Annotated in this window: 21 protein-coding genes; 1 reads left to right on the plus strand and 20 read right to left on the minus strand. The window is 64.0% G+C overall.

Going from position 1 to position 21759, the window contains the following annotated elements; translation table 11 throughout:
• Positions 1–38: 38 nt before the first annotated feature.
• The 17 genes from THI_RS12350 to THI_RS12430 all read right to left on the minus strand — a co-directional run bounded on the left by THI_RS12350 (position 39) and on the right by THI_RS12430 (position 18284).
• Positions 39–1253, minus strand: a complete 1215-nt coding sequence (locus tag THI_RS12350) for an O-succinylhomoserine sulfhydrylase (RefSeq protein ID WP_013106590.1) — start codon at positions 1251–1253, stop codon at positions 39–41.
• Complete coding sequence (gene purF / locus THI_RS12355) at positions 1250–2752, minus strand: amidophosphoribosyltransferase (RefSeq protein ID WP_013106591.1); 1503 nt, start codon at positions 2750–2752, stop codon at positions 1250–1252. The genes THI_RS12350 and purF overlap by 4 nt, the downstream gene beginning before the upstream one ends.
• Positions 2753–2792: 40 nt before the next feature.
• On the minus strand, positions 2793–3284 hold the full coding sequence (locus tag THI_RS12360; RefSeq protein WP_013106592.1) for a CvpA family protein: 492 nt from the start codon (positions 3282–3284) through the stop codon (positions 2793–2795).
• Complete coding sequence (locus THI_RS12365; RefSeq protein ID WP_013106593.1) at positions 3281–4129, minus strand: SPOR domain-containing protein; 849 nt, start codon at positions 4127–4129, stop codon at positions 3281–3283. Before THI_RS12365 ends, THI_RS12360 begins: the two co-directional genes overlap by 4 nt.
• Entirely contained in the window at positions 4126–5451 is a 1326-nt protein-coding gene (gene folC, locus THI_RS12370) for a bifunctional tetrahydrofolate synthase/dihydrofolate synthase (protein WP_013106594.1), read from the minus strand. Before folC ends, THI_RS12365 begins: the two co-directional genes overlap by 4 nt.
• Before the next feature lie 50 nt (positions 5452–5501).
• Entirely contained in the window at positions 5502–6377 is an 876-nt protein-coding gene (gene accD, locus THI_RS12375) for an acetyl-CoA carboxylase, carboxyltransferase subunit beta (protein ID WP_013106595.1), read from the minus strand.
• A 9-nt stretch (positions 6378–6386) separates the two neighbouring features.
• Complete coding sequence (gene trpA, locus THI_RS12380) at positions 6387–7184, minus strand: tryptophan synthase subunit alpha (protein ID WP_013106596.1); 798 nt, start codon at positions 7182–7184, stop codon at positions 6387–6389.
• Between the two features lie 77 nt (positions 7185–7261).
• On the minus strand, positions 7262–8497 hold the full coding sequence (trpB, locus tag THI_RS12385; RefSeq protein ID WP_013106597.1) for a tryptophan synthase subunit beta: 1236 nt from the start codon (positions 8495–8497) through the stop codon (positions 7262–7264).
• Positions 8498–8547: 50 nt separating this feature from the next.
• On the minus strand, positions 8548–9213 hold the full coding sequence (locus tag THI_RS12390) for a phosphoribosylanthranilate isomerase (protein ID WP_013106598.1): 666 nt from the start codon (positions 9211–9213) through the stop codon (positions 8548–8550).
• Positions 9214–9219: 6 nt separating this feature from the next.
• On the minus strand, positions 9220–9993 hold the full coding sequence (gene truA / locus THI_RS12395) for a tRNA pseudouridine(38-40) synthase TruA (protein WP_013106599.1): 774 nt from the start codon (positions 9991–9993) through the stop codon (positions 9220–9222).
• 55 nt (positions 9994–10048) lie between these two features.
• Complete coding sequence (locus THI_RS12400) at positions 10049–12751, minus strand: motility hub landmark protein FimV (protein WP_013106600.1); 2703 nt, start codon at positions 12749–12751, stop codon at positions 10049–10051.
• Between the two features lie 166 nt (positions 12752–12917).
• A complete protein-coding gene (gene asd, locus THI_RS12405; RefSeq protein WP_013106601.1) occupies positions 12918–14054 on the minus strand; it encodes an aspartate-semialdehyde dehydrogenase in 1137 nt (378 codons plus the stop codon).
• A 38-nt stretch (positions 14055–14092) separates the two neighbouring features.
• Entirely contained in the window at positions 14093–15172 is a 1080-nt protein-coding gene (gene leuB, locus THI_RS12410; RefSeq protein ID WP_013106602.1) for a 3-isopropylmalate dehydrogenase, read from the minus strand.
• A 25-nt stretch (positions 15173–15197) separates the two neighbouring features.
• Complete coding sequence (gene leuD / locus THI_RS12415) at positions 15198–15845, minus strand: 3-isopropylmalate dehydratase small subunit (protein ID WP_013106603.1); 648 nt, start codon at positions 15843–15845, stop codon at positions 15198–15200.
• A 34-nt stretch (positions 15846–15879) separates the two neighbouring features.
• Positions 15880–16017, minus strand: coding sequence for an entericidin A/B family lipoprotein (locus tag THI_RS12420; protein ID WP_013106604.1), 138 nt, complete (start codon positions 16015–16017; stop codon positions 15880–15882).
• Positions 16018–16044: 27 nt separating this feature from the next.
• A complete protein-coding gene (leuC, locus tag THI_RS12425; RefSeq protein WP_013106605.1) occupies positions 16045–17448 on the minus strand; it encodes a 3-isopropylmalate dehydratase large subunit in 1404 nt (467 codons plus the stop codon).
• Between the two features lie 71 nt (positions 17449–17519).
• The gene (locus THI_RS12430; RefSeq protein WP_013106606.1) at positions 17520–18284 is read right to left on the minus strand and encodes a class I SAM-dependent methyltransferase; all 765 of its coding nucleotides are present in this window, start codon (positions 18282–18284) and stop codon (positions 17520–17522) included.
• A gap of 151 nt (positions 18285–18435) precedes the next feature.
• Between THI_RS12430 and THI_RS12435 the strand changes: the two genes are divergently transcribed.
• Entirely contained in the window at positions 18436–19281 is an 846-nt protein-coding gene (locus tag THI_RS12435; RefSeq protein ID WP_013106607.1) for a helix-turn-helix domain-containing protein, read from the plus strand.
• 69 nt (positions 19282–19350) lie between these two features.
• On the opposite strand, the gene gltA is transcribed toward THI_RS12435, so the two are convergent.
• From gltA to THI_RS12450, 3 genes are all read right to left on the minus strand, one after another.
• Positions 19351–20664: a citrate synthase gene (gene gltA / locus THI_RS12440; RefSeq protein ID WP_013106608.1), complete on the minus strand. Its 1314-nt coding sequence runs from the start codon at positions 20662–20664 to the stop codon at positions 19351–19353.
• A gap of 82 nt (positions 20665–20746) precedes the next feature.
• Complete coding sequence (locus tag THI_RS12445; RefSeq protein ID WP_013106609.1) at positions 20747–21019, minus strand: FAD assembly factor SdhE; 273 nt, start codon at positions 21017–21019, stop codon at positions 20747–20749.
• Between the two features lie 7 nt (positions 21020–21026).
• The gene (locus THI_RS12450; RefSeq protein ID WP_013106610.1) at positions 21027–21743 is read right to left on the minus strand and encodes a succinate dehydrogenase iron-sulfur subunit; all 717 of its coding nucleotides are present in this window, start codon (positions 21741–21743) and stop codon (positions 21027–21029) included.
• Between the last annotated feature and the right edge of the window lie 16 nt (positions 21744–21759).

The following is a 21759-nucleotide window of genomic DNA, read 5'->3' on the forward strand; positions in this document are numbered from 1 at the left end:
CGAATTCGGAAAGTGAAAAAAAGGACAAGAAGACGCGCTCAGCTCAGGATCTGCAGACCCCGGCTGAGATCGCGCTGAAGATCACCCACATCTTCCAATCCCACGGCCAGGCGGATCAGCCCCTGGCCGATGCCTGCGGCCTGCCGCTGCGCTTCGCTCAGGCGGCCATGCGTGGTCGTCGCCGGGTGGGTGATGGTGGTCTTGGTGTCGCCCAGATTGGCGGTGATGGAGCAAATGCGGGTGTGGTCGATGAGTTGAAAGGCCCGTGCTTTGGCCTGTTGCGCATTGTCGGCCTTGAGCTCGAACGACAGCACGGCACCCCCGGTCTTTTGCTGACGCATGGCCAACGCATGCTGCGGATGGGTATCGAGGCCGGGATAGAACACCCGGCCGATAGCAGGCTGCGCCTGCAGCCATTGCGCCATGGCGAGCGCAGCAGCGCTATGCGCCATCATGCGCACGCCCAGGGTTTCCATGCCCTTGAGCACCACCCAGGCATTGAAGGGCGAGAGCGACAGGCCAATGGTGCGCTGCACGGGCAGCAGCTTGTCGTGGATCGGCGCGGCTTTGCCGCACACGGCGCCTGCGATCACTCGCCCCTGTCCGTCGAGGTATTTGGTGCCGGAATGAATCACCCAGTTGGCGCCGAAATCGAGGGGACGCTGCAAGGCCGGTGAACAAAAGCAGTTGTCCACCACCAGTTGGGCGCCAGCGTCGTGCGCCAGATCCGCCAACGCGGCGATGTCGCAGACCTCGGTCAGCGGGTTGGACGGCGTTTCGGCAAACAGCAGCCGGGTATTGGGCCGCAGGGCCGCCGCCCATTGCGTCACGTCGGTTTGCGAAACGAACGTGGTCTCCACGCCGAAGCGGGCCAGTTCGCGACCGAACAGATTGATCGTGGAGCCGAACACCCCTTGTGAGCAGATCACATGATCGCCCGCCTTGAGCAGCGCCATCGCCAGCAGCAAAATGGCGGCCATGCCACTGCCCGTGGCCATGCAGCCTTCCGCCCCTTCGAGCGCGGCAAGCCGCTGCTCGTAGCTGGAGACAGTGGGATTGGAAAAACGCGAATAGACAAAACCGTCCTGCTCCCCGGCAAAACGGGCGGCCGCGGTCGCCGCATCGGGATGCACGAAGCTGCTGGTCAGGAACAGCGCCTCGCTGTTCTCGCCGTATTGCGAACGCGGCAAGGCCTCGCGCACGGCCAGCGTATCGAGCGCGAGGTCAGGGGCGCTTCGGTCTTGCCCGGTCATGACAGCTGCCCCTGCTCCTCGGCCCCTTGCAGGCTGAGCCGGCCGGTGTTGGGTGCCACGCCTTCGCCCCGGTTCTTGCCTTCATCGGGCGGCAAGGTGCCGGCGATGTAGCAGCCGTCGAAACACGACGCCTCAAACTCGACGATCTCGGGGTTGATCTCGCGGATCACCCGCTTCATGGCGTCGAGATCCTGGTAGATCAGCACATCGGCGCCGATGATCTGGCGGATTTCCTCGACACTGCGGTTGTGCGCCACCAGCTCCGAGGCCGTGGGCATGTCGATGCCGTAGATGTTGGGATAGCGCACCGGCGGTGCGGCAGACGCCAGATACACCTTGCGCGCCCCGGCCTCACGCGCCATCTGCACGATTTCGCGCGAAGTGGTGCCGCGCACGATGGAGTCATCCACCAGCAGCACGTTGCGACCGGCGAATTCCTGGCCGATGGCGTTGAGTTTTTGCCGCACCGACTTCTTGCGTACCGCCTGTCCGGGCATGATGAAGGTTCGCCCCACATAACGGTTCTTGACGAAACCTTCGCGGTACGGCCGACCCAGCCTGTGCGCGAGTTGCATGGCCGACGGCCGACTGGATTCGGGTATGGGAATGACCACATCGATCTCGCTGGGCGGCAGCACCGAGATCACCCGCTGCGCCAGCGTTTCGCCCATGCGCAAACGGGCGCGGTAGACCGACACGCCGTCGAGCGCAGAGTCTGGGCGGGCCAGATAAACGTACTCGAAGATGCAGGGATTGCGCTGCGGCTCGGCCGCGCACTGCTCGCTGTGCAACCGGCCTTGCAGATCGACAAAAATCGCCTCGCCCGGCGCGATGTCGCGCTCGAACTTGTAGCCCGTGCCTTCCAGCGCGACCGACTCGCTCGCCACCATCACCTCACCGCTCTCGCCCGCCGTACCGAAGCACAAGGGGCGAATGCCGAAGGGATCGCGAAAAGCCAGCAGGCCGTGCCCGGCAATCAGCGCCACTACGGCGTATGAACCGCGCAAGCGAAGGTGCACCGCGCGCACCGCGGCGAAAATATCGTCGACTGAGAGCGGCAACCCGTGGGTGCGGCGCTCGATCTCGTGCGCCAGCACGTTGATCAGCACCTCGGTGTCCGACTCGGTGTTGATGTGACGGTGATCGTTAGTGAACAGCTCGCGCTTGAGCGCCACCGCGTTGATCAAATTGCCGTTGTGCGCCAGCACCAGACCAAACGGCGCATTGACGTAGAACGGCTGCGCCTCCTCCTCGCTTTCGGCGTTGCCCGCGGTTGGATAGCGCACCTGGCCGATACCGTAATCGCCCGGCAGCGCGCGCATATTGCGAGTGCGAAACACATCGCGCACCATGCCGCGCGCCTTGTGCATATAGAGCTTGGAGCCCGAGCCGGTGACGATGCCCGCAGCGTCCTGACCCCGATGCTGCAACAGCAGCAGCGCGTCGTACAGAAGCTGGTTCACGGGTTGCTGCGAAATGACGCCGACGATGCCGCACATGGGAGTGGTCTTTCAGGAAACGAGGGGAGAGCCAAACATTTCAGCCTTGCGGCAAATGGGTGACGAAAGCGGCGGGCAGCCAAGGGCGAATGACCAGCAACAAAGACTGCGCCGGCGGAATGAGCACCGCCGTTTTCCACATCGCGCTCTGCGCCAGCGCCGTCTGCGCGCCAAGGGCGACGAGCAACAACGACAACGCCGCGCCCTTCACCAGACCGATCAGCGCGCCCATGCTGCGGTCAAAAATACCCAGTCCGCTTGCACGCAACAGCAAACGCAGCACCGAGGCGAGTATGCCCGCGCTCAGCACCACCACGATGAAACACATCGCATAGGCCGCCAACAGGCGCATATAGATATTGTCGATGGCCTGCAAATACCTTGCACCCAGGCTGGGCGCGAAGTGCGCCGCAAACCAGACGCCCCCGATCCAACCCAGCAAGGTGACGATTTCATACACGGCGCCGCGCAACAAGCTGATCAGCACGCTCAAACCCATGACGACGAGCAGGAACCAGTCCAGAGGACTCACAGCGTCAGCACCGCACCGCTGAGACCCAGCGCCTGCAATTTGTGCAAGGCCCGCTCGGCTTCATCGCGCGTGGCAAAGGGGCCGATGCGCACCCGAACCCGCTTGCCCTGCGCGGTATCGACCACCTGGGTATAGGTCTTGAATCCGGCTTTTTCAATTTTGGCCCGCACGGACTGGGCGGCATGCGCGTCGGCAAACGCGCCAGCCTGCACCACAAATCGCGCCTTCGAGGGGGCTGCGTCTTCCTGCGTCGCGTGCTGTTTATTCGCCAGCGCCGCCTCGGCCTGCGCGGTGGAAATCTGGTCGGGCGATTTGCCTTCGAGCGCCGCAAGGGCCTGGCGCGCACTGGCCAGTTGCCGTGCCTGCTCGGGTGTCGGGGCGGGTGGCTTGGGTGCTGGCGGGGGGACAACCGGCTCCGCCTGCTGCACCGGACTGGGTTTGGGTGCTGCGGGTATTGGCTGGGGCGCCGGTTTCGAGGCCACCACCGGCTCGGGTGGAACTGGCGCGGTGGCCGCGGCCACCGCGCTCGCCGCATGCGCCACGGCCGCGCGTTCGCCCGAGGGCACGGCCACGCTGGACGCCGCGGGCAGCATGGGCGCGGAAGCGGGCACCGCCAGGCCCGGCGCCTTGCTCTGCGAGGGAATATCAAGCGCGATGTTCGACGGCACCGGTTTGGGCTTGGAGTCGAACACCAGCGGAAACACGATCACCCCGAGCAGCACCAGCGCCACTGCGCCGATCAGACGCCGACGCGCGCGCGCTCGCAGACTGTCCTGGCTTTGCGAACCGGAGTCATCGCCTCTGGAGGAGCGACGGGCGGAATTACGGGGAGCGCCAAAGGTCATTGCGGGGAGGAAACGAGATGCTTGCCGTGAAGTCGGGGCAGCCCCTCCTGCATCACACCGCCCACGGTGTAGAAGGAGCCGAACACCACGATTCTATCGGTCAGCTCCACGGCAGCCGCCGCGGCGCGCAGCGCCTGCAAGGGGTCGGGATGCTGGGCGATGCGGGCGTCTGGCTTCAAGGCGAGCAGGTGAGCCGCCAGCTCTTTTGCCGACGCGGCTCGCGGCGTCGGCAAGTCGCAAAGATGCCAGACGTCGATCAGCGGCAACATGCGGCGCAACATGCCGGGGATGTCTTTGTCGGCCATGGCGCCAAACACCGCGTGGGTGACGGGAAAGTAGCCCATGCTGTCGAGGTTTTCCGCCAGCACGGCGATGGCGTGCGGGTTGTGGCCCACATCGAGCACCAGCGTGGGCTGACCCGCCAGCACCTGAAAGCGCCCGGGCAGCTCCGCTCGCGCAAACCCTTCGCGCACCGCCTGCGCCGCCACCGGCAGGGCGGCCTGCAAGGCCTCCAGCGCGGCGAGCACGCCGCTGGCGTTGAGCAGCTGATTGGCGCCGCGCAGCGCCGGAAACGCCAGGCTGTGCCGACGCTGCGCGCGCCCCTGCCAGCCCCATTGCTGCGGCAGGTGGGTGTAGTGAAAGTCGCGTCCGGCCAGCCAGAGATCGGCGCCGATGTCCTCGGCGTGATCCTGCACCGACTGCGGCGCCTGCGGGTCGCTGACGATGGCGGGCTTCGCGGCCCGCATGATGCCCGCCTTCTCGCGGCCGATGGACTCCCGATCCGGACCGAGAAACTCCATGTGATCGAGGTCGATGCTGGTGATGATGGCGCAGTCGGTGTCGATGATGTTCACCGCATCGAGCCGCCCGCCCAGCCCGACTTCGAGAATGACGGCGTCGAGCCGCTGACTGGCGAGCAGCGACAGTATGGCCAGGGTGGTGAACTCGAAATAGCTCAAACTCACCGCCGCGGCGCCCACGCCTGCGGTCAGCCGGGCCTGCTCGACAGCGGCGAAATGCGGCAACAAGTCCTGCGCATTCACCGTCTGCCCTGCGATGCGGCAGCGTTCCTCGAAATGCACCAGATGCGGCGAGTTGTAGACGCCCACGCGGTAGCCCGCCGCCATGAGAATGGCTTCGAGCATGGCGCAGGTCGAGCCCTTGCCATTGGTGCCCGCCACGGTGATGACCGGGCAGGTGAATTGCAACTGCATGGCCGCGCGCACCGCCTGCACGCGCTCAAGCCCCAGGTCGATCACGCGGGCATGCAGCAACTCGGCGTGCGCTAGCCAGCCGTCCAGAGTGTGGGGTGTGGGAGACATACGCAAAGCCCGTCGCCCGCGGCTGCGAACGACGGGAAAGTCTGAGGAAATCAGGAAGCGATCGCGTCGGCAGGCTGACGCAGCAGCATGGCCAGCATTTGCGCGAGTTCGCCGCGCAGTTCACGGCGGTCAACGATACGGTCAACCGCGCCCTTTTGCAGCAGAAACTCAGCGCGCTGGAAACCCTCGGGCAGCTTTTCGCGCACGGTGTTCTCGATCACCCGCGGGCCGGCAAAACCGATCAGCGCCTTGGGTTCGGCCAGCACCACATCGCCGATGAAGGCAAAACTGGCAGACACCCCGCCCATAGTCGGGTCGGTGAGTACGCTGATGAACGGCAGCCCGGCTGCGGACAGTCGGGTGAGCGCGGCATTGGTCTTGGCCATCTGCATCAGGCTGAGCAAGCCTTCCTGCATGCGTGCGCCGCCCGTGGCGGTAAAACAAATGAAAGGCACCTTCTGCTCGATGGCCGCCTGCACCCCGCGCACGAAACGCTCGCCGACCACGGAGCCCATGGAGCCGCCCATGAACTCGAACTCGAAACAGGCCACCACCACCGGCAGGGTCTGGATGGCGCCGCCCATGACGATCAGCGCGTCGGTCTCCTGGGTGTTTTCCAGCGCCTCCTTGAGGCGATCGGGATATTTGCGGCTGTCCTTGAATTTCAGCGGATCGATGGGCAGCACTTCCTGACCGATCTCGTACCGGCCTTCGGGATCAAGCAACGCGTCGAGCCGCGCCCGTGCACCGATGCGCAGGTGGTGGCCGCACTTCGGACAGACGTTCTGGTTGAGCTCCAGATCCGATTTGTAGAGCACCGTTTCGCACGACGGGCACTTGATCCACAGGCCTTCGGGCACCTGGCGCCGATCCTGCGGGCTGGTCTGTTGAATTTTGGGAGGGAGGAGCTTTTCCAGCCAACTCATAGGGTCTCCTTAAGCGTCGAGCGCCTGGCGAATGTCTTGGATGAAGCCGCGCGCAACCTCTGCCGCCTGTTCTGCGGGCTGCGCCTCCATCAATTCGATCAGTCGCGAACCAATGACAACGGCATCGGCCAGCTGGCCGATCGCGCGCGCAGTCTGCGCATCGCGAATGCCGAATCCTACTCCCACGGGCACCTGCACATGAGCGCGGATGCGGGGCAGCATGGCCGCCACGGCTGAAGTGTCGAGATGGCCCGCGCCGGTCACGCCCTTGAGCGAGACGTAATACACATAGCCGCTGGCGATACGGCCCACGTCGGCCATACGCGCGTCCGTGCTGGTGGGGGCGAGCAGAAAAATGGGGGCGATGTCTGCGGCCTTGAGCGCCGCGGCAAACGTCTCGCTTTCCGCGGGCGGGTAATCGACGATGAGCACGCCATCCACGCCCGCAGCCTTGGCCGCAGCCACAAAGGCCTCCACGCCGTAGCGCTCCACCGGGTTGGCGTAACCCATCAGCACCACGGGGGTGACGGTATCGGTCTGGCGGAAATCGCGCACGAAATCGAGCACCTGGGGCAGCCCGATGCCTTTTGCAATGGCCCGCTCGGTGGCGCGCTGTATCACCGGGCCGTCGGCCATGGGATCGGAAAACGGTACGCCGAGTTCAATCACATCGGCCCCGCCCTGCACCAGGGCGTGCATCACCTCGACGGTGACTGAAGGCGCAGGGTCGCCTGCGGCGATGTAGGGAATGAGCGCCTTGCGATTCTGGGCGCGAAGCTGGGCGAATCGTTGGTCGATGCGGTTCATGTCGGTTCCGCCCGGCCGCCCCGAAGGAACCGACACCCCCTCGAGGGGAGATGAGCGCAGCGAGTCAGGGGGCTGTTTCATTTTGTGGCTCCAGGCTGGCGGGCGAACAGGGTGTCGAAGTTCACGCCTTCGCGCTCGGCCACGGTGTTGATGTCTTTGTCGCCGCGCCCCGAGAGATTGACCAGAATGATCTGGTCAGGACGCATTTGCGGCGCCAACTTGATGGCATGCGCCAGTGCGTGGCTGGATTCCAGTGCCGGGATGATGCCCTCGATGCGGCACAGTTCGTGGAAGGCTGCCAGAGCCTCGTCGTCGGTAATGCCGACGTACTCGGCTCGCCCGAGATCTTTGAGCCAGGCATGCTCGGGGCCGACACCAGGGTAGTCGAGCCCAGCGGATACGGAATGCGTTTCGATGATCTGTCCGTTGGCGTCCTGCAGCAGATAGGTGCGGTTACCGTGCAGCACGCCCGGCGTGCCTGCAGAAAGCGAGGCGGCATGCTTGCCCGTGTCCAGCCCCAGACCGGCGGCTTCAACCCCGATGAGCCGCACCGATTCATGGGGAATGTAGGGATAGAAAATGCCCATGGCATTGCTGCCCCCGCCCACGGCGGCGATCACCGCATCGGGCTGGCGGCCGGTCATCTCGGGCATCTGCTCCAGGCATTCGTCGCCGATGACCCGCTGGAAATCGCGCACCATTTGCGGGTAGGGATGCGGCCCCGCGACGGTGCCGATGATGTAGAAGGTGTCTTCGACATGCGTGACCCAGTCGCGCAACGCTTCATTGAGCGCATCCTTGAGCGTCTTGCTGCCCGATTCGACCGGCACCACGCGCGCGCCCAGCAGATTCATGCGATAGACATTGGGCGATTGGCGCTTGACGTCTTCGCTGCCCATATACACCACGCATTCCATGCCATAACGTGCGGCAATAGTGGCCGTAGCCACGCCGTGCTGTCCCGCGCCGGTTTCGGCGATGACGCGCGGTTTGCCCATGCGGCGGGCCAGCATGGCCTGGCCGATGGTGTTGTTGATTTTGTGCGCGCCGGTGTGATTGAGGTCTTCGCGCTTGAGGTAAATGCGCGCGCCCCCGAGTTTGTTGCTCAGGCGAGCGGCGTGATAAACCGGGCTGGGACGGCCGACGAAGTGCTTGAGTTCGTAGCGGTATTCGGCCAGGAACTGCGGGTCGTTTTTGTAATGGTCGTAAGCCGCCTGGAGTTCTTCCAGCGCGTGGCTCAGGGTTTCGGCAATGAAGCTGCCGCCGTAGGGGCCGAAATGGCCGCTGGCGTCGGGATAGGCATAGTCAAACATGGTGGGGTCTCGTCTGGCGCCGGGCGGAAGCTGAGCCCGGGCGCGATCATCTACAGGTCTGCAGCGCGAACCGCGGTGATGAACTCGGCGATGCGCTGCGCGCTCTTGATGCCCTTGGACGCTTCGACGCCGGAACTGACGTCAACCGCCCACGGGCGCACCTGCCGGATGGCATGCGTCACATTTGCAGCATGCAACCCACCAGACAAAACGAGGGGAAGCGCGACGTTTGCGGGAATGCGTGACCAATCGAAAACCTCGCCGCCCCCGCCGTATCCGGGCTGATCCGTGTCCAGAACGAGGGCGTGTGATGTGGAAAAACGAGAGGCAAAGTCTAACAAATCCAGCCCTTCTCGCATGCGCGCCGCTCGAATGTAGGGGTGGCGATAGCGGGTACAGTCTTGCGGGGTTTCATCGCCGTGGAACTGCAACAGCGCGGGACGAATCTGGTCGATCACCTCTTCGACAAGGTCCGGCGCGGCATTCACAAACAGGGCGACGACCGAGACAAAAGGCGGCAGGCTGAACGCGATGTCACGCGCCTGCGCGACGCTCACGTTGCGCGGGCTGGGCGGATAAAACACCAGACCGATGGCATCTGCGCCGCTGCTCGCGGCTGCCTGCGCGTCTTCCACCCGGGTAATGCCGCAGATTTTGATGCGGGTTCGGTGGCGCGGGGCGGGCGAGAGCGACAGCGGGGGCGGCGTTTCGGACATCGGAGATCAGATCGTCAGGCCGATCTGAGTGGGTGGCGAGGGAAGGTTGAATTCTGCCGGGTAATCCGGGCCGAGGAAATAAAGCCCGTCGGGCATGAAGGTCGGCGCCGCCAGGCGGCGGTCGCGGCTGGCCAGAACTTCGGCGAGCCAACTCACCGGCTTGGAGCCATTGCCCACGGCCAGCAGGCTACCCACGATATTGCGCACCATGTGGTGCAAGAAGGCGTTGGCACGCAGGTCGAGCACCAGGGTGTGACCATGACGCGCAATCTCAATCGCATGCAGCGTCTTGACCGGGCTCAGCGCCTGGCATTCGCTGGAGCGAAATGCGCTGAAATCATGCTCACCGAGCAGGCACTGCGCAGCAAGGCGCAAAAGGTCGAGATCGAGTGGGCGATGCGTCCAGCCCACCTTCGCGAAATCGAGCGCCGGGCGCACGGGATGGTTGCGCAGCACATAGCGATACCGGCGTTGGTAGGCACTGCGGCGGGCGTCAAAAGTCTGTGGCAGATCGGTTCGTGCCCATTGCACCGCCATGTCGCGCGGCAGAAAGGCATTGACCCCGCGCACCCAGGAGGACGGCTCACGCTGCAAAGGCGTATCGAGGTGCACCACCTGGCCGAGGGCATGCACCCCGGCGTCGGTGCGTCCGGCGCAGACGGTGCGAGTCGGAAAGCCCAGAAACTGCGCGAGCGCCCGCTCCAGAAAGTCCTGCACACCGCAGCCGCCCGGCTGACTCTGCCAGCCGCAGTACGAGGTACCTCCGTAACTCAGGCCCAACGCGACTCGGAGCAGAGGACGCCCGACTTGCGGGCCGGAGGAGGCAGAGGACGAATCAGCGGCCAATCTTGTCCAGCATATCCTGCGCACGTTTCTTAAGTTGCGGGTCGCCTTCGGCAATCACCTCACCCAGCAGGTTGCGCGCCGACTCGTTATCGCCGATGGCCATGCTTTCTGCCGCGAGTTCCAGGCGGAGATCGAGCGAGGGCCTGGACTCGCTGAACTGCGGCTCCAGCTTGGGCGGTTCGGTGTGCGATTCCTCGAGCGATTTGACTTCGTTGTCCTGCAGGGAAATGCTGCTCAGATCGAACTCAAGCGCGTTGTCATGTGCGGCAGCCTTCGTGGTCTCAGCGGCAGTCTCAGCGGCGCCGAGCGTCGAGGCGGGCGCGCCAAAATCGGACGGCATATTGAAGTCCAGGCCGCCCGACAATAGGAAATCAGCATCCGCAGCTTTGCCGGGCTCTTTTTCGGGGGTCGGCGGCGCGCTGGAGAATGCCGAGGGCACCTCGATTTCGGGCAGAGAAGGAACGGCGGCTGACGCAGTCGCCGCTGCTGAAGCCGGTTCGCCCATCGGCAAGCTCAGATCCAGGTCCAGATGCTCGGGCATCGGCGTCTTGGCCGCGGCCGTTTCCACGCCCGAAAGCATTTCGGTGCTGGGTAAGGTTTGCGGAGTCAGCGCAGCCAAAGCGGTGGGGGTGGCCACCGGGAACTCTGTCTGCGGCATGGTCGACGGCGCACCCAACGTGCTGGGGAGCACGGTGTTGTGATACAGCGGGTTGACCGGGTCGAGACTGCGACCGAGATCCTGAGCGCGTTTCCAGTCTTCGCCCACGCCCTGCGTCAACGCAAAGAGTTCTGCGGCGCCCACTTCGAAGGAGCGGGAATCCTTGCGTTTGGCATAGATTTCCAGCAGTTTGAGCCGCGCTGCCAGACGGTCGGGATTGGTCTTGACGGCCTCCTTGAGGATTTCTTCGGCCTGCAGATCGCGGCCGTAGGCCAGATACACATCAGCCTCGGCCACCGGATCGACGTCATTGGTGTCGAGCTGGCTGGAGGAGAAGGTGGAGCTCATATTGCCATTGCGCGTATCGACGCGCTCGCCACCCGTGCCGCCAAAAAAGCTGTCGGCCACACTCATGCGACTATCGAAGACCGACACGTCGCGCTGAGACTTTGCCGCCTTCTTGCGCTGCGCCAGCCAGGCGAGCAACAGCAGCAGAATCACCAAAGCGCCGCCCACGGGCAACAGCAAGGGGTTTGAAAGCAGACTGCTGAAGAAACTCTCCTGCTCGACAGGGGCGGGCTTGACGACCTTCGGGGGCACAGGCTTCGCCACCGGCGCGGGCGCAGGGGCGGATGCGGGAGCCGAAGCGGCCACAGGCGCCGACGCCGATGTGGCAGCCGATGCGGCATGCGCCGCCGAAGCGGTTGCGACGGCAGCGGCTGCCGCGCTGGGTGCCTCGGCCGGTTTCGCAGATGCCGAGGCAGCAACCACCGGCGCGGGCACGGGGCTCTTCACCGGTACGGTCAGCGCCGCGGCAGCCTTACTTGCCACGGGGGCCACGGTTGCCGCAGGTGCGGCGGCTTGCGGTTTGGCCGCTGCGACGGTCTGCGCCTGCTTGGACAGCGCGCTGAGTTCGTCGACATTTTTTTGCAACTGCTTGATCTTCTGTTCGTCGAGCGCTTCCTGCTTCTTGTCGGCGATCTGCTGGGCCTTCTGCGTGCCAGCCACCTCGGCCTTGCTCAATTTGAGCTTGCTTTCAGCCTGCGCGCCCGCGGCAGCAGGCTCCTGTACCTGGGCTTGGACTTTGCCCGTCACCTCGCGCTGCGACTGCGGCTTGGCCTGCCCGCCCATTTCTGCCAGACGACGGCGGTAGGCGTTGAAACTCTCGCTCTGAGCCAGAACGAAACGGCGCGCTTCGGGCTGCGAAACAGCCTGCGCCTGTTCAGCGGTGGGCATTTGCAGCACGCTGCCCGTCTTCACCAGATTGATGTTTCCGTCGATGAAGGCCGACTGGTTGGCGCGATAAATGGCCGTGAGCATCTGGTCGAGCGAGACGGACTGCACACCCGATGCGTTGGCGATTTTGCTCAGGGTGTCGCCCCGCTTGACCACATACTGGCCGGGAGCCGCAGCGGACTTGGTGGACGATTTTTTCGCATTCACCGAAGACGGCGGCGTTTGCAGCGCGGGCGCAACCGGCATCGCCGGGGTCGGGATATTGGCTGCATTAGCGGCATTCGACACCGAGGGTGCCACCGGCATGGCGGGCGCGGGCGACGGTGCGGCAGTCTGAACCGGCACCTGAGTCGGTGTGGGAGCGCTCTGGAAATTGGGCGGATCGAGCAGCAGGGTGTAATCGCGGCTCAACTGGCCATTGGCCCACTGCGCACGGATCAACAGATCGAGAAAGGGTTCGTTGATCGGGCTGTTGGACGTGACGCGCAGGTAGGCGCGGCCTTCCGGGCTGCGCTCAAGCTTGATCCGCACGCCCGACAGCGCACTGCTGTAATGCAGCTTGGCGGCCTGAAACGCATCGGGCGGCGCAACGCCCACCTGCAGTGAAGACGCCTCGTCAGCGCTGATCTGGGTAATGTCGATTTCCGCCCTCAGGGGCTGGCCCAAGGCGGACTGCACCTTGATACCCCCGAGGCCGAATGCATAGGCCTGACCAGCAGTTGCGCCCAAGGCAATTGCCAGGGCCAGACGTCGAGTGTTCTGTCGCAGCATGTCGGCTGCCCCCCAATTTTTGATCATGTCGAATGCGCGAATTTCTCTGCGGCTGCAGAACTAAATTGCGTCAAATTTCACCATATCATCAACAAATTAGGCTGACAAGTTGATGCGCCAAGACAGGCCGATGCAAGCCCGGCGACTGTGGCATTCCGGCGATTTCGGCTGACTTGCCGTGCAAACCCGGCAGTCAACGACGCTCAAGCAGAATGCGCAGCATGCGACGCAGCGGCTCGGCCGCGCCCCACAACAATTGGTCGCCCACGGTGAACGCGCCCAGATAGTCTGGCCCCATGGCCAGCTTGCGTAGCCGCCCCACCGGGATCTGCATCGTGCCGGTCACCGCCACCGGGGTGAGTTGCTGCATGGTCGCTTCGCGCTCGTTGGGGACGACCCGAACCCAGTCGTTATCGGCCGCGATCATGTCTTCAATCTCGTCGAGCGGAACGTCTTTCTTGAGCTTGAAGGTCAGCGCCTGACTGTGGCAGCGCATGGCGCCGACGCGCACGCAAAAACCATCGACCGGCACTGCAGGCGAGCCGAACCCGGCGCCCTGCCCGAGGATCTTGTTGGTCTCCGCCCCGCCCTTCCACTCTTCGCGCGACACGCCATTGCCCAGGTCCTTGTCGATCCAGGGAATCAGATTGCCGGCCAAGGGCACACCGAAGTGCTGGGTCTGCGCGGCGTCGAGCGCCTTTTGCCGGGCCAGCACATCGCGGTCGATGGCCAGAATGGCCGAAGCCGGGTCGTCCAGCAGCGCCCGCACCGACGCGTTGAGCGTGCCGAACTGCGTGAGCAATTCGCGCATGTGCTGCGCGCCGCCGCCCGAGGCTGCCTGATAGGTCATGCTGGTCATCCACTCCACCAGTCCGGCCTTGTAAAGCGCGCCCACGCCCATGAGCATGCAGCTCACGGTGCAGTTGCCGCCGATCCAGTTGTTGCCGCCCTTGCTCATCGCCGCATCGATGACGGGGCGGTTGACCGGGTCGAGAATGATGACGCAGTCGTCGCGCATGCGCAGGGTGGAGGCGGCGTCGATCCAGTGCCCCCTCCAGCCGGAGGCGCGCAGCTTGTCGAACACCGCCGAGGTGTAGTCGCCGCCTTGCGCGGTGAGGATGATGTCGCAGCGGCGCAGTTGCTCCAAGTCATGCGCGTCCTGCAGCGTGGTTTCGTTTTTCGCTTCCGCCGGGGCCTTGCCGCCCGCGTTGCTGGTGCTGAAGAACAGCGGTTCGATCAGGTCGAAATCGCCCTCTTGGCGCATACGTTGCATCAGCACGGAACCCACCATGCCGCGCCATCCCACCAAACCCACCAAAGTCGTTGCCATCATCCGTTCCGTTATGTGTTGTCTTTCCAATGCTGCGCTCAACCCAGCGCGGTGACCACCGCGTCGCCCATTTGCGCGGTGCTGACTTTTTGCGTGCCCGGCGCGTGAATGTCGGGTGTGCGCAAGCCCTGCGCGAGCCCCTTCTGCACGGCGGCCTCGATGCGGTCGGCCTGCTCCGGCAATCCGAGCGAATGCCGCAGCATCATGGCCGCACTGAGAATGGTCGCCAGCGGATTGGCGATGCCTTGCCCGGCGATGTCGGGTGCGCTGCCGTGGCTTGGCTCATACAGGCCCTGTCCCTTTTCGTTCAGCGACGCCGACGGCAGCATGCCGATGGAGCCGGTGAGCATCGACGCCTCGTCGCTGAGAATGTCGCCGAACATATTGCCGGTGACGATGACGTCGAATTTTTTCGGCGCCTTGACGAGCTGCATCGCAGCGTTGTCCACATACATATGGTCGAGCTGCACGTCCGGGTATTGCTGGCCGACTTCGGTGACGATGTCTTTCCAGAACTGGAAGGTCTCCAGCACATTGGCCTTGTCCACGCTGGTCAGTCGCTTGTTGCGGCCCTGCGCCGCCTTGAACGCCACATGCGCAATGCGCTCGATTTCCGGGCGGCTGTAGCGCATGGTGTCGAAGGCTTCGGGCTGGCCGACGAAGGCGCCGTCGGGCGCGGTGCGGCGCCCGCGCGGCTGGCCGAAGTAGATGTCGCCGGTCAGTTCGCGCACGATGAGAATGTCCAGGCCTGAAACCACTTCGGGCTTCAGGCTGGAGGCATCGGCCAGCTCGGCGTAGAGGATAGCTGGCCGCAGATTGGCGAACAGGCCGAGGTTTTTGCGCAAACCCAAAATGGCCTGTTCGGGGCGCAGGTGCCGCTCCAGAGTGTCGTACTTCCAGTCGCCCACCGCGCCGAACAGCACCGCGTCGGCCGACTTGGCCAGACTCAGGGTGGCCTCGGGCAACGGATGGCCGCTGGCGGCATAGGCCGCGCCACCGACCGGCGCGAATTCGAAGGTGAAGTCGAATCCGTCTTGCGCAATGCGCTGGAGCACCTTGACGGCTTCGGCAATGATTTCGGGCCCGATTCCGTCTCCGGGCAATACGGCAATTTTCATGTGTGGGGGTTGCGTGGGGGTTGCGTTAAAGGATGCGGTTGTCGAGCCAGGGCATGCGCGCCAGGCGCTGGGCCTCATAGGCGCGGATCTCTTGCGCATGGCCGAGGGTGAGGCCGATGTCGTCGAGCCCGTTGATCAGGCAGTGCTTGCGGAAGTCACCCACCTCGAAAGCCAGCTCGCTGCCATCGGGCTTGACCACCACTTGCCGCGGCAGATCGATGGTGAGCGTGTAGCCGACGAAACCATAGAGTTCGTCGAACAGCCGGGCCACCTGCGCTTTCGACAACACAATCGGCAGCACGCCGTTCTTGAAGCAGTTGTTGTAGAAAATGTCGGCGTAGCTGCTGGCGATCAGGGCGCGAAAGCCGTATTGCTGCAATGCCCAGGGCGCATGTTCGCGGGACGAACCGCAACCGAAGTTGTCGCGCGTGAGCAGAATGCTCGCCCCCGCATAGCGCGGCTGGTTGAGCGCGAAGTCGGGGTTGGGTTTGCGCGTGGCAGGGTCTTGCCCCGGTTCGCCGTGATCGAGATAACGCCACTCGTCAAACAGATTCGGGCCGAAGCCGCTGCGACGGATCGACTTCAGGAACTGCTTGGGAATGATGGCGTCGGTATCGACGTTGTCGCGATCCATTGGCGCGACCAGTCCCTTGTGGACGACGAATTTTTCCATGGTGTCTTTCCGCGTTGCCGCGGCGTTCGGGGTGTTATTTCGACTTATCAGCCGCGTTGGTGATGGCCTGACCACCTGCCTTGAGGTCCTGGCCCACGCCAGCCACGGTATTGCAAGCGGTCAGGGATAGCAGCGTGGCGGCAAGCAAAAGAATGGACAGCAGAGGTTTCATTTCAATCTCCTGAAAAAGTAGCGCAAATCATGACAGCTTGCGCACATCGACAAAATGACCGGCAACTGCCGCGGCCGCGGCCATCGCCGGACTAACCAGATGGGTTCGACCGCCCGCCCCCTGCCGACCTTCGAAATTGCGATTGGAGGTGGAGGCGCAGCGCTCGCCCGGCTCCAGGCGGTCGGCGTTCATCGCCAGACACATGGAGCAGCCGGGCTCGCGCCATTCGAAACCGGCGGCCTTGAAAATCTTGTCCAGCCCTTCGGCTTCGGCCTGCGCCCTCACCAACCCCGAGCCCGGCACCACCAGCGCCTGCCGCACATTCGCGGCGATATGCCGCCCGGCCAGCACCTGCGCCGCATCGCGCAGGTCTTCGATGCGCGAATTGGTGCAGGAGCCGATGAACACCTTGTCGATGCGGATATCTGTAATCGCCTTGTTCGGCTCCAGGCCCATATAGGTCAGTGCGCGTTCCATCGCCGAGCGCTTGTTGGCATCTTTTTCTTTGTCGGGATCGGGCACGCGGGCGTCGATCGGCAGCACCATTTCGGGCGAAGTGCCCCAAGTGACTTGCGGCACGAGTTCGCGGGCGTCGAGCGTGACCACGCGGTCGAACTTCGCGTCGGCGTCGGAATGCAGGCCGCGCCAATATTGCACTGCCATGTCCCAGGCCACGCCGGTGGGCGCGAAGGGACGGCCGCGCACATAGTTGATGGTCGTGTCGTCCACGGCCACCAGCCCGGCGCGGGCGCCGGCTTCGATGGCCATATTGCACAGCGTCATGCGGCCTTCCATGCTGAGCGCGGCGATGGTGCTGCCGCCGAACTCGATGGTGTAGCCGGTGCCCCCGGCAGTGCCGATCTTGCCGATGACGGCCAGCGCGATGTCTTTGGCGCGGCAGCCCACGGGCAGCGGCCCATCCATGCGCACCAGCAGGTTCTTCATCTTGGGCGCGAGCAGGGTTTGCGTGGCCAGCACATGCTCGACTTCACTGGTGCCGATGCCGAAGGCCAGCGCGCCGAACGCGCCGTGGGTGCTGGTGTGCGAATCGCCGCAAACCACGGTCATGCCGGGCAGGGTGGCGCCCTGCTCCGGGCCGATGACATGCACGATGCCCTGGCGGCGGTCGTTCATGCGGAACTCGGTGATGCCATTGGCGGCGCAGTTGGCGTCGAGCGTATCAACCTGCAGCTTTGATATCGGATCGGAGATGCCCTCGGCGCGGTCGGTCGTGGGCACGTTGTGATCGGCCACTGCCAGATTCGCGCTCACCCGCCAGACCTTGCGACCCGCGAGTTGCAGCCCTTCAAAGGCCTGCGGGCTGGTGACTTCATGCACCAGATGGCGGTCGATGTAAAGCAGCGCGGTGCCATCTTCTTCGGTGCGCACCACATGCTCGTCCCACAATTTGTCGTACAGCGTTCGGCCCATCGGCATCTCCTGCGTCTTGTTCGCGGTGTGCGCAAGACTTGTCATGAAAGGTTGATTTTAGTTGGCGCGCTTCACGCCGTGCTCGGCTGAGTTTGCAGCCATGCCACGGACAGATCGAACGATCCATCCGGCTGAACGCGCATCGCCTCGCGCGCCTCCTGCGGCGCCTGCGCCCACACGTCGCGAATGGCCTGCACGCGCAGCTCCGGGGTGCGCATGCGCGCCACCCACGAGGCGAATTCCATGGTCAGACTCCAGCCCTCCATACTCGGCGCGGCAAAGCCCGCCTGCTGCAGCAGGGTGCTCCACTCCGAGACGCGGTAATCGCGCACATGCGAAGCGTCGCGCAAGATCTCCACCGTCTGCAGCAGGGTGTCGCACAGCGGCGACTCCAGGGCCACGACATCGATGATGACCAGCGTTCCCTGCGGCTTGATAACCCGGCGCATTTCGCGCAATGCGGCAGGCACATCAGGCCAGTGGTGCGCGGAAAAGCGGGTGACCACCAGATCGAAGCTGGCATCGGCGAAGGGCAGTTTGTCGGCCGGGCCCTGGCTAGTCTGCAGATCGTGCAGGCCGCGAGTTGCCGCCTCTTGCGCCACGATGGCGAGCATCGCGGGCGACAGGTCCAAGGCGGTGACCTGCGCGCCCGCGGCCGCCAGGGCGAAGCTGGCGTGTCCGGCCCCGCAACCGAGGTCGAGCGCCCGGCAGCGGTGCTCTTTCTGCACCATCGCAGCTAGACACTGCAGATCGCGCCCCTGCGCATGAACGGCGCTGGTGAGGTAGGCGGCGGCGCTAACGCCGAACTGATGCGCGGCCAAAGCGGGCTGTTTCAAGAGGATGCTCCAAGACGATGCAAAGACGACGGAGCAAAAGATAGCCCAGCATTTTTCCTGGTACAAGATGACAAAACATCCTGGTATAAAAACCTACCAGCCTGGGAACCTACCGTCGTCCTCACCTTCGCCTTCATCTTCTTGAAAGACCATGTCGCTGCCGTCATCCTCCATGCCCTCCGATCCGCACCAGGGCAGCCGCCTTCTGGGCGAGTTCATCCGTCTGCACCGCAACCGTCTGTCGCCTGCCGCAGCGGGCTTGCCTGCGACGGGGCGGCGACGAGCGCCCGGACTGCGCCGCGAAGAGCTCGCCTCGCTCTGCGGCGTCAGCGCCACCTGGATCACCTGGCTGGAACAGGGGCGGCCGGTCGCGCCCTCAGCCAAGACGCTTGAGCGTGTGGCGCACGCGCTGCAACTGACCCCTGCGGAGCGCGCCTATCTGTTCGAGCTGGCGCAGCGGCGCGACCCGAGCGAACCCGCGACACCGACAAAAGCGGTCGATGCCGTTCTGCGCAGCGTGCATGCCATAGTCCATCCCGCCTATGTGCTCAATCAGCGATGGGACGTGGTGGCGGGCAACGCTCAGGCGCTGGATCTGTTTCTCGGCTGGCAGACATCCCCCGCCACACCACACACCGAACCAGCCACTGAGGGGCCGCCCAACCTGTTGCGCTTTCTGTTTTTCAACCCGCAGGCGCGCGGGCTGATCGAAAATTGGCCGCTACGTTCGCAGCGGCTTGTGGCGGAATTCCGGGCGGACTGCGGCGGGCGCCTGCACACCTCGCCCTTGCGCGCCTTGATCGATGAACTGAGCGCGCTCAGCCCCGAGTTTGACGCGTTCTGGAAACTCAATGATGTGCAGGAGCGCGAAGGCGGCGAAAGAGGCTTTGTCCATCCCCGGCACGGCCGCCTGGTGTATGAACAACTCACCCTGCGGGCGGCGCTGCACCCGGAGTACAAATTGGTGATGCTGCTCCCGGTCGCGACACCGGAATAAACAAATCTTCGAGCGAAAAAAGACCGCGCCTAGCGCGGTCTTTACAGGCAATGGATGAATGCCGACCGATCAGCCGCGCTCCGCGATGGGCTTGACATCGCGGCGCACCGACCCGGTGAACAGTTGGCGCGGACGGCCGATCTTGTACTCGGGATCGGTGAGCATTTCGTTGAGCTGCGCGATCCAGCCCACGGTGCGCGCCAGCGCGAAGTTGGCGGTAAACAGCGACACCGGCACGCCGATGGCCTTCTGGACGATGCCCGAATAAAAATCGACGTTGGGATAGAGCTTGCGCTGGATGAAGTAGTCGTCTTCCAGCGCGATTTTTTCCAGCGTCATCGCCAGCTTGAACAGCGGGTCGTTGTGCAGGCCCAGGGCGTCGAGCACTTCGTGGCAGGTCTCGCGCATGAGCTTGGCACGCGGGTCGTAGTTCTTGTAAACGCGGTGGCCGAAGCCCATCAGCCGCACCGAGGAGTTCTTGTCTTTGACTTCGCTGATGAACTCGCCGATCTTCGCCACGCCGCCCTTGGCCTGGATGTCGTCGAGCATGTTCAGACAGGCTTCGTTGGCGCCGCCATGCGCCGGCCCCCACAGGCAGGCCACGCCGGCCGCGATGGCCGCGAAGGGGTTGGTACCGCTGGAGGCGCACAGCCGTACCGTCGAGGTGGACGCGTTCTGTTCGTGGTCAGCATGGAGGATGAAAATGCGGTCGAGCGCGCGCTCGATCACCGGGTTGGGCACGTAATCCTCGCAGGGCGTGGCCCACATCATGCGCATGAAGTTGGCCGCATAGCTCAGGTCGTTGCGCGGGTACATATAGGGCTGGCCTTGGTTGTACTTGTAGGCCATGGCCACCAGCGTGGGCATCTTGGCGATGAGGCGGATGGCCGAAATGTCGCGCTGCTCGGGATCGTTGACGTTGATCGAATCGGGATAGAACGCCGACATCGCCCCCACCAGCCCGGTGAGCACCGCCATCGGATGGGCGTCACGGCGGAATCCGCGCAGAAAGAACTGCATCTGCTCGTGCACCATGGTGTGCTGGGTCACGCGATCGGAGAAGGCCTTTTTCTGTTCGGCGTTGGGCAGTTCCCCGTAGAGGATGAGGTAGCAGGTCTCCATGTAATCGCACTGCACCGCGATCTGGTCGATGGGATAGCCGCGGTAGAGCAGCTCGCCCTTGTCGCCGTCGATATAGGTGATGGCCGAGCTGCAAGAGGCGGTGGACAGAAAGCCCGGGTCGTAGGTGAATTTGCCGGTCTGGCCGTAGAGCTTGCGGATGTCGATCACGTCCGGGCCGATGGTGCCTTTGTAAATCGGCAGGTCGACGCTCGGTGCTCCGTCGCTGAACGAGAGCGTGGCTTTATCGCTTGAAGGGGTCATTTTGAAATCTCCGGGGACTGTGTAGTGAGGCTCCCGGAGGCAGACCCCGGGGAAGGAATGACGCAAGCCCGTACCTGCGGGCTCACAAGCGCTGCAAAGTGTCAAGCAAGCCCCGGATCTGCGGTGTATCCAGTTCTTCCGGGAGCGGGGTTTTACGCATGAAAAGATCTAAAAGCGTGTTGTCGTCCAGTGCGAGCAGGGCGCCCAGCGCCGCCACCTCTTCGCTGCTGAGCGGCGTTTCGCGTTGGGCAAAGTAGCGCTGCAGAATCAGATCGTTCTCCAGCATGCCGCGCCGCGCGCGCCAGCGCAGCCGGGACAGGTCGGCGGCGTCGGCAGGGGCGTTCGCGTGCAGCATGGCAGACTCAGACGGCGCGGCGCACCATCATTTCCTTGATCTTGCTGATGGCCAGCGTGGGATTGAGCTCTTTCGGGCACACGTCCACGCAGTTCATGATGGTGTGGCAGCGGAACAGGCGGTAAGGGTCTTCGAGATTGTCGAGGCGCTCGCCGGTGGCTTCGTCGCGGCTGTCGGCGATGAATCGATAGGCCTGCAAAAGCCCTGCGGGACCGACGAATTTGTCGGGATTCCACCAGAAACTCGGGCAACTGGTGCTGCAACTCGCGCACAAAATGCACTCGTAAAGACCGTTGAGCTCTTCGCGTTCGGCTGGGCTTTGCAGACGCTCTTTTTCCGGCGGCGGCGTGTTGTTGACCAGATAGGGCTTGATCGAGTGGTACTGGTTGAAGAACTGGGTCATGTCCACGATCAGGTCGCGGATGACAGGCAGGCCGGGCAAGGGCTTGAGCACCACCGGTTCCTTGAGGGTGAGCAGGTTGGTGATGCAGGCCAGGCCGTTTTTGCCGTTGATATTCATCGCATCCGACCCGCACACCCCTTCGCGGCAGGAACGGCGGATGGACAGCGAATCGTCGAGTTCCCACTTGATGCGCTGGATGGCGTCGAGCAGCATCTTGTCGGTGTGCTGCAACGTCACCTCATAGTCCTGCATGTAGGGCTTGGCGTCTTTATCCGGGTCGTAGCGGTAGATCGAAAACTTCATCTTGCGCGTGTCATTCATATGCGCTCCTCATGCC

Origin of the sequence: Thiomonas arsenitoxydans (genome assembly GCF_000253115.1) — a bacterium.
Classification (GTDB): domain Bacteria; phylum Pseudomonadota; class Gammaproteobacteria; order Burkholderiales; family Burkholderiaceae_C; genus Thiomonas; species Thiomonas arsenitoxydans.